The sequence below is a fragment of the Streptomyces massasporeus genome (genome assembly GCF_014648995.1).
GTDB classification, from domain to species: Bacteria; Actinomycetota; Actinomycetes; order Streptomycetales; family Streptomycetaceae; genus Streptomyces; species Streptomyces massasporeus.
Genome location: NZ_BMSE01000047.1, coordinates 1 through 7,283 on the forward strand (window position 1 = coordinate 1; position 7,283 = coordinate 7,283).

The 7,283-nt window shown below is 69.3% G+C and carries 6 protein-coding genes; 3 read left to right on the forward strand and 3 right to left on the reverse strand.

The genetic code is table 11. The features are described 5' to 3' along the window. Positions 1 to 165: 165 nt before the first annotated feature. The gene (gene mobF / locus IE153_RS40875; RefSeq protein WP_189594742.1) at positions 166 to 2,121 is read left to right on the forward strand and encodes a MobF family relaxase; all 1,956 of its coding nucleotides are present in this window, start codon (positions 166 to 168) and stop codon (positions 2,119 to 2,121) included. A 313-nt stretch (positions 2,122 to 2,434) separates the two neighbouring features. On the opposite strand, the gene IE153_RS40880 is transcribed toward mobF, so the two are convergent. Both IE153_RS40880 and IE153_RS40885 read right to left on the reverse strand, forming a co-directional pair. Beyond that, positions 2,435 to 2,602: a hypothetical protein gene (locus IE153_RS40880; RefSeq protein WP_189594743.1), complete on the reverse strand. Its 168-nt coding sequence runs from the start codon at positions 2,600 to 2,602 to the stop codon at positions 2,435 to 2,437. Positions 2,603 to 2,615: 13 nt separating this feature from the next. Beyond that, positions 2,616 to 2,789, reverse strand: coding sequence for a hypothetical protein (locus IE153_RS40885; RefSeq protein WP_189594744.1), 174 nt, complete (start codon positions 2,787 to 2,789; stop codon positions 2,616 to 2,618). 758 nt (positions 2,790 to 3,547) lie between these two features. Between IE153_RS40885 and IE153_RS40890 the strand changes: the two genes are divergently transcribed. After that, positions 3,548 to 4,942, forward strand: a complete 1,395-nt coding sequence (locus IE153_RS40890) for a replication-relaxation family protein (RefSeq protein ID WP_189594745.1) — start codon at positions 3,548 to 3,550, stop codon at positions 4,940 to 4,942. A gap of 229 nt (positions 4,943 to 5,171) precedes the next feature. Here IE153_RS40890 and IE153_RS40895 read toward each other — a convergent pair whose 3' ends face one another. Further along, positions 5,172 to 5,891 (reverse strand): hypothetical protein, encoded by a 720-nt coding sequence (locus IE153_RS40895; RefSeq protein ID WP_189594746.1) that lies wholly within the window; start codon positions 5,889 to 5,891, stop codon positions 5,172 to 5,174. Positions 5,892 to 6,273: 382 nt separating this feature from the next. Between IE153_RS40895 and IE153_RS40900 the strand changes: the two genes are divergently transcribed. Beyond that, positions 6,274 to 7,209 (forward strand): hypothetical protein, encoded by a 936-nt coding sequence (locus IE153_RS40900; protein ID WP_189594747.1) that lies wholly within the window; start codon positions 6,274 to 6,276, stop codon positions 7,207 to 7,209. Positions 7,210 to 7,283: the final 74 nt, after the last annotated feature.

A 7,283-nucleotide genomic window follows, 5' to 3' on the forward strand; every position in this document is an offset into this window, starting at 1 on the left:
GGCCTCGTCCTTCGCTGCCGGAGAGCAATGACATTTACTTCCGGGCCGGGGCCGCTTCCCGCGTGACGGGCACCTGAGAAGAAAGTTCGGCCGCTGCTCCCGCCTGGCGGGACGTACCGCTGATCGGCCTTTTCTTGCAGGTCAGAGCCGTGTGGCGTGGTCTGCATGACAGTGGATATCAGGGTCGTCCGGGCCGGTCAGATGTACCGCTACTACCTGCGCGAGACCGTTGTCGGCGACGGCCGCCGCCCGGCCCGCACGCCGCTGCGCGCCGCCCAGGAGCAAGCCGGTGTCCCGGCCGGGCGATGGATGGGGCGGGGCCTGGCCGTGCTCGGACTGTCGCCGGGTGAGGAAGTCACCGAGGCGCAGCTGCGGAACCTCTTCGGCGAGCGTGGCCGGCATCCGTACGCGGACCGGATCGAGGCCGACCTGCTCGCCAAGGGCGCGTCCCCGAAGAAGGCGTTCAAGGCCGGCGCCCTCGGACGCCGGGTGACGGTCACCGGGGTCGACTTCGTGTTCCGGCCGCAGCCGACGATCTACCTCCTGTGGGCGCTGGGCGATGAGGAGACCCGCCGGGTGATCGAGGCCGCGCACGAGCGGGCGATCGAGCGGGTGCTGGAGTGGATCGAGGACGAGGTCTCGGTGATCCGCTACGGCAAGGACGGCATCTACCGGGTGCGGCCGCCCGGCGGTCTCGTGGCCGCGGGCTTCCGCCACTACGAGGCACGCTCCGGTATGCCGCTGCTCCACGACCATCTGCTGCTGTCCGTGAAGGGGCAGCGCCTGGACGGCAAGTGGGGCTCGATCCACACCACGGCCCTGCACGAGAACACGGTGGCCGCCTCCGCGCTCTACAACGAGCTCGTGGCCGCCGAGGTCTGCGAGGAGCTCGGGCTGGCGACCGAGCCGCGCACCGTAACCCCGGGGCGTCGGCCGGTGATGGAGATTGCCGGGGTGCCGCACGAGCTGATCCGCTGGACCTCCCGGCGCAGCGACCAGATCGCCGCCTGCCTGGAGGACCTGGAGCACGAGTACGTCACCGCCGTCGACGACAACGGCGAGCCGCGGTTCCTGCCCGTGGTCTCCGAGCGGGCCCGCGCCAAGCTGAACCAGATCGCCGCCCGCAAGACCCGCCCGCCCAAGCAGAAGACCCTGCCGCTCGCGCAGCTGCTCGCGTGGTGGAAGACGAGCGCGATCCTCACCTCCGGTGTGGCCGCCGGCGTTATCACCTCCCTCCTCGAGCACGCCCGCGCCGCAGCCGCGGCGATCCGATCCCGGGTCGCCGCCGTGGTCGACGTTGCCCTGGCGGCCGTCGACGTCGCCGCGACCGTGTTCGTGATGAACGACGGCGGCCGCTTCCACCGCCGACACCTGCTCGCCGAAGCCCGCCGCCACCTCGCCCTCGTCCTGCGCGGCCGCCGCCGCGACCCCGGCCTGGACGACCAGATCGTGGCCGCCGCCATCTCCACCCACTGCCTGGACATCAGCGAGCCGAAGACCGTGCGCGGCCTGGAGTCCGGCTACCGCCTCTACACCGTCCGATGGGATCTGTCCGACCTCCCCGCCCGGCGCCACCCACCCACCCCCGCGCCCGACCGGGACCGGCAACCCCCGGCCGATCCCGGCGAGCCGGCCGCGCCCCGGCCTCCGGGCCAGGACGCGGGGGAGTGGGAGATCCCCCGCATCCCGCTCCAGTACGAGCGGGCCGTCCTCGCTGGCGCGGTGGTGCGGGAGAAGCTGCGCACCACCACCACCGTGGGGGGCCGGGCGTACGACGTCGTCGCCCACCAGCAGGCCGCGATGCCCGAGCAGCTGCTCGCGCCCGAGTCGGCAGATCCCGAGCACGACGACCAGGAGCCGAAGGCCGGTCGCGGGGAGGTGATCGACATGACGGCACTGCGGGCCTTGCGGGAATCCCGCACGGACGTGGAAGCCCTCGATCTCACGGCCGACCGGCTGCGCCGCCTCCAGGACGCGTTCGCCAAGGCGGGCGACGACGCCCGCGCCCGCTCGGACCGCCACACCGCACAGGCCGACGCCGACGCAGTGCGCCCGGACGACCAGCAGGCGCACCGCCCACAGCAACCCGGACCGCACCGCGGCCGGGATGCCGGCCACTGAGTGGACCCGATGGTGCGCACCCGGTGCGGTGGTGCGCACCGACGATGCCCCGGCTCCACTCCACCGAGTGGAGCCCACCGAGTGGAGTGGACGACATCGACGGGAGTGGCGCCGCGCATCCACCCGGTGCGTTTCTCCTTGACCTCAGCTCAGGTCAAGGAGAAACGCACCGCCTCCACTGTCTCCACCCGGGCCCACTCCACCGCACCGCATCCACCCGGTGCACGCACCGCCCACCGAGTGGAGGCGCACCGGATGGACTCGGTGCGCGCACCACCGCACCGGTGCGCTCCTACCCGGTGGAGTGGTGAGGTCAGCGGTGAAGGGCCACCACCTTCTCCACCACCGCACGGGCCCGCGCAACCTGTTCGTCGCGCAACTCCTGCAGAGCGCGGACGATGTCGGTCGGTGCGTCGGCGAGGACCTGGCCGACGAAGTGCGCGATGGTGTGCGCATCCCCGGCGCGGCAGTCGCGGGCCACTCGCGGATCGCCATCAGGTAGATGACGCCGACCTCGTCCAGAACGAAGGAGTCCGCGCAGGGTCGGTGTCGTCGGACAGCGCGGTCACGGGGAAGACGGCCAGTTCCGCGATGGCCGGCAGCAGTCCCGGCACCTGCTCCACCTCGGGCGCGAGCCGCGCCGTCGTGGCGTCGTTGCCGGTCTCCACGGCCAGGACGTAGTCGAAGCCGAGCTGGACCAGGTGCGGGGCAGCGAGGGAACCAACGGGGACACAGGCAGCTCCTGACGTAGGTCGCCGTGCCGATCATGGCGACATCCCAGCAGGGTCGACCCGCCAGCCTGTGGACAGAGGCCAGAGAACTCTCCCCCCCCCGAGCCGAAACCGGCGAATCGGGTCTGCAAGGGCCAAACCGGGCCCCCTTGTCCATGGTGGTCGGGCCGACCACGAGCCCGACCATGACCCCCCGTCCACCTCTGCTACCGCCCCGACCACGGCCGCGTTTCTCCTTGACCACGGCCGCTACCGGCCATGGTCAGACCGCGGACAAGGGGGTCTCCTGCACGCTGCTCCCTCGAGTCCCCGCCCACCAGGGCGGCCTGAAGCGAAGGAGCCACCGCGATGACCACCCACCGACCCCCGGCAGACGCCCGGCGCACCCGCCCTGACCACGGGCCTGACCAGCACCGGACAAGCCGCCCTGGCCTCCTGCAGTGCGCACTCGGGACGCCACTGTGGAACCCACTTTGGTGCCCGGCGCCGAGCCGGATGGAGAAAGCCCAGGTCACCACGCAGATACGGTCGCGCCTCGCGCCGTCACAACTCTCTTCTCTCCTCCTGAACTTCTCTGTGATGTCCGTGGAGGAGGAGATCATCGGGTCCGGGGGCCGGATGCCCTCTGCGGCCGGGCGCGGCCGGCGCTCGGCAGGTGGCCGCCCGCGCCAGACGACGGGGAGGGAGCGCAGCTGATGGCGGGCAAGCGTGAGGAGAACCCGGCGGGGTCATCGAACAACCTGCGCGGCGACGTGCTGCGAGTGCTCGGAGTGCTGAAGGTCGCCACGGTCGAACAGATCCAGCAGATCTCAGCCCCGCACCTGAGTTACCGGCACACCGACAAGCCGACCTCGTCGAAGCGGAAGCAGGCCCGCACCGGCGCGCACACGGGCGCGCTGTCCGATTTGCGCAAGCACGGGCTGGCAGAGAACGGCGGGCAGCTCCCGGGCGGGGACACGCTGCGCAACCTGACGCCCATGGGCCTGAAGGCCGCGGCTCGCGAGCTGGGTCGGCCGGTGGGGGAGATGGGCGACCCGGCCCGTGGCGCGGGCCGCACCGGGGCCTCCCACCCCATGGTGGTCAACAAAGCCGTGCTCGCCCTGCTGCGCCCGAAGCCGGACCTGTCCCAGCTGGCCCGCGAGCCGGCCGACGTCTTCGCCGCCGCGCAGGCCGCCGTCGACGCGCCCGCCGGGTTGGGCACCATCGCCTCCTACTCGACCGAGGTGGCGCTGCCCGCAACGGGCACGTGGTCCAACCCCGGCAGAGGCGGCGCCCAGGCGGACATCGTCATCACCGCGCCCGAAGACGGGGTGCCGCTGCTGTTCGTGGAGATCGACAACTGCTTCGAGTCGGCGCAGGTACTCGCCGCGAAGATCGACAAGTACATGCGGTTCTGCCAGCGGAAGGTGAAGGACGTCGACGGCAAGGAGCGGCCGATGTGGCGTACCCGCTGGTGGGTGCTCGATGGCCGTCACGGCGATGTGCCGCACCCGCCGCTGCTGCTCGTTTTCAACCGCGTCGGGCCGCGCAACCCCAACACCGTCATCGCGCAGGTGGCCGAGCTGACCCAGCGGCACTGGCAGGGCACCGCCTACGACGGCTTCCACATGTACGACGGCAAGCTCCCCATCGTGGTCACCGGCATGAAACAGCTCCAAGAGCACGGCCCGGCCGGGGCAATCTTCCGGCGCTTCGGCCGCCCGCACAACCAGACGCTCCTGGAGGCGATCGGCAACCCGCGCCGCGAAGCACACGACGCCCGTCAGCAAGCCGAGTACGAAGCCCGCGAGCGGGAGTACAAGGAGCAGCTGCACCGCGCGGCCGAACAGAAGCGGGCCGAGCGGGAGGCCCGCCGTCCCGTGTGCGCCGGCTGCGGCGCCCGGTTCACCGATGAACGGTGGAAGGCCATCGAATCCGCCGGGTGGGACGCTCCACGGGAGACCCACCCGAATTTGTGTGACGACTGCAAGCAGCAGGCGATTACCGCCGAACGCCAAGCTGAGCACACCGAGCACGGGAACCAGAAGCAGGACCAGGCCGTGCCCGAGCAGAGGGCCGGCGGCACCAGGATCTCGCGCTTCCGCAGCTGACGCTGGCTGGACCCGGCTGTCAGTGGCAGCTGCAAGGCTGACCGGACGGACCGTGATGACGAGCAGTTGCTGCGCCGCCGGGTCTACGGCGCCGACCACGACCACCCGCCCGCAGCCGGGGCGGCACCACGCATCGCGGCGCGGTGGGCGATGTCGGGATGGCTGGGGTCCGGTGGTTTCGAGGCGCAGGTTCTACTGCTCACCGGACCCCAGCTATATCGAGGACGCATCAGGTCGCGTTCACCGGCTTTGCGCGTGGGCCGGTGCCGCCGTCGACTGCTGCGTCGTCGGCAGAGGAATCCAACGCGGCCTTGGCCTGCTTCCGGAACTCGGTGCACTGCCCCGTGTAGTACCTGATCTCGACACGCAGCATGTCCATAGACGAAGGTCCGTCACCCTCGGGGCCGCTCTGCTCCTCCGCCTCTGCCTCGAAGAGATGAGTGCCTGCGGCCTGACGGTATGCCGACCTGACGATCTGGAGCGCAATATCGGCAACGCTGGCTGGCCCCTCCATGTCAACGCGGTCGAACGCAGCGCTCAGGTCGTGAAGCAGTCTTGGCGTCTGCTCGTACCATTTCTCACTCGGCTCGCTCAAGAAAGCGACGGCTCTGAGTGAGTCCGGCCAGCTCTCGGTCATGGCCTCCACAGCGGCCTGCAAGGCATTCTCCGCATAGCCTGTGACGTTCTTCGCAGAGTCCGCGAAGGCGGCCCGAGCGGCAATGGTGCTGCGCTCTTCGTCAAGGAACATCGTCTCGGTCAAGGGAAGGAACTCCCGTGCGGCGGCGATGAAGGCCAGATAGGCCTCCTTGCGGCGATCGTGCCTCCGCTCAGCGAGTTGCTTACGCCGCTCCTGGCGCTGGTTGCTGACAGTGGCCCATAACGCGCCGGACAAAGCGATGAACGCAGCGATGAGCGTGCCTGTTGCGGTGATCACAGAGTTGGTCTGCATCCCCGCATTGTCTCGGTCCGGGTGTTCCAGCTCGGATACCCAGGAACAATTGACCGGCGGGTGATGCCGACTGGTGGAAACGACCCCGCAGGTCCCGGACAGCCATGGGCTGAACGAAGCTCCGCCCTGATCCCGGCAGCCCTCCTGGCCAACTGGCCCCCTTCCTGCATGCATCTCAGCCCGGCGAATTGGATGGATGTGTATCGGAAGGCGCGTCATGCTGGAGGGGGTTTTGATGTGAGGGGGAACCGTGGGACGCGGTCAGACAGAGACTCTTGACGAGAAGCACCAGCGCTGGCTGGAGGCATTCGTGGTGAGGGCTCGACGAGTAGAGGAGCACTCGCTCGCTTCCGACTGGGATGCTCTTGTGGAGTTGACCCGCATGAAGATCAACGCACGCGTCCACAACGGCGAAGTCCGGATCCGGTACGAGCTTCCGCCTGAGGAAGTGGTTGAGTCCGCGGCGGCGCGACTCAGGCCGATCCTTCTGGAACAGGAGGACTGCTTCCACATGAAGGCGCTGTCAGCCCTGGGCTACATCTGCCGAGCAGCGCCACAAGATGCGGGGTGGATACGGGCTGCGCGCGCTGAATGGCGGACACGGGTAAGCCCCTCTACACGTGGAGAATCCGGCTACTGGATCATGGTTTCTAACACAGCCACGGGTAAGCAGTGCGATCTTGATGCTCACGGGCTGGCCATGGCCTGGATCTACGGAGACGTGGTGCATCATGATCCAGAGCGGCGCCGGGAAGGCGATGCCTTCGGGTTGCGCGACCGGTTTCGCGCCGCTGTGCCGTTGGTCGCTTGGGTCATGGTCGGCACGATCGAGCTCCTGAACTACATCCGGGTCCTGAATGAGGGTGGTCTGCTGCAACTCCGACAGGAGGTTTTCGGTGAGCAGGTCGCCTTGAAGTCGACTGTGTGGGAAGAGCCTGCCGAGATGTATTACGCCCCCGTCGGTGCTGAAGCCCCCTCGCTTGCGAGCTCCCCAATGCCCGAGGGGTGGCTCCCGCTGAACAAGACAACCGACCTGTCGATCTTCCAACACCCCTTCGCGGGACAACTTCTGCACGCGGAGCGTTCACACTTCATGACGGAACTCCCCTCACCGGAAGAAGTCGAAGCCGCACGCTCGCCCAAGGGCGGCTACAGCAGGGCACAACTCGCCGCCTGGGGCGTCCCGTGGCCCCCGCCCAAGGGGTGGAAGGACGAGCTGACCGAGCGCTGGAAGGCGGCACGCCAGGACGGCGCTCCGCCGCCCCTGCCCCGTCCGGGCCCGGCCGACTTTGCACAGGAGACGCTTGACTTCGGCTGACCCGACGACAGCGGGGCTGCGGTCTCTCGGTGTGGGGTCGGTGGTGGTGAGAGTCGGTGGTGCTGGTGTCGTGG